We start from the raw sequence: 477 nt of genomic DNA, 5'->3' as shown, positions 1-477 counted from the left end.
CGCCACGGCTTCATCTGCTTTCTTGAGTGAGCAGCGTTCTGTCATGAACCTCAGTGTTTGCCCTTTGCCGGGAACAACGCTTTGACCGCCGCATCGATCACGCCCTTGATGCCCTTGCCCTTGGGATCCACGGCGCTGGCGCCACCGGAGTTGAGGTCCAGGCGCCCGCCGGTGTCGATGTTGCCATTGCCACTCGCATAGATATTGAACGCGGTGCCCGAGATGTTGATCTCGCCGCTGGCGTTGAACTCCAGCACGCTCTTGCCACACACCAGTCGAATCTGCGAACCCGCCTCCACGAGGTATTGGGTGCTGATGCTGTCGCTCTTGGTTCCGCCGACGAGCAGGGCATCGTTGCACTGCACGGCCCGCAGTCGGTCTTCGCCAATCCGCACGGTTTCATTGCGGTCGATGTTCTTGCGCCGGTCGCGGCCCACCCAGTGGCTTTCATCCACTTCTACGGCAATGTCCTGGTTG

At 60.8% G+C, this 477-nt stretch carries 1 protein-coding gene; it reads right to left on the bottom strand.

The window, feature by feature from the left end:
- Positions 1 to 50: 50 nt before the first annotated feature.
- On the bottom strand, positions 51 to 477 hold a 427-nt coding region (locus tag OC610_RS28785; protein ID WP_408636681.1), incomplete at its 5' end, for a bacteriophage T4 gp5 trimerisation domain-containing protein.

This window comes from Pseudomonas agronomica, from assembly GCF_025917275.1.
Taxonomy (GTDB): Bacteria; Pseudomonadota; Gammaproteobacteria; order Pseudomonadales; family Pseudomonadaceae; genus Aquipseudomonas; species Aquipseudomonas agronomica.
The sequence above is the reverse complement of the archived record's forward strand: the minus strand, read 5'-3'. Positions and strand labels throughout refer to the sequence as shown.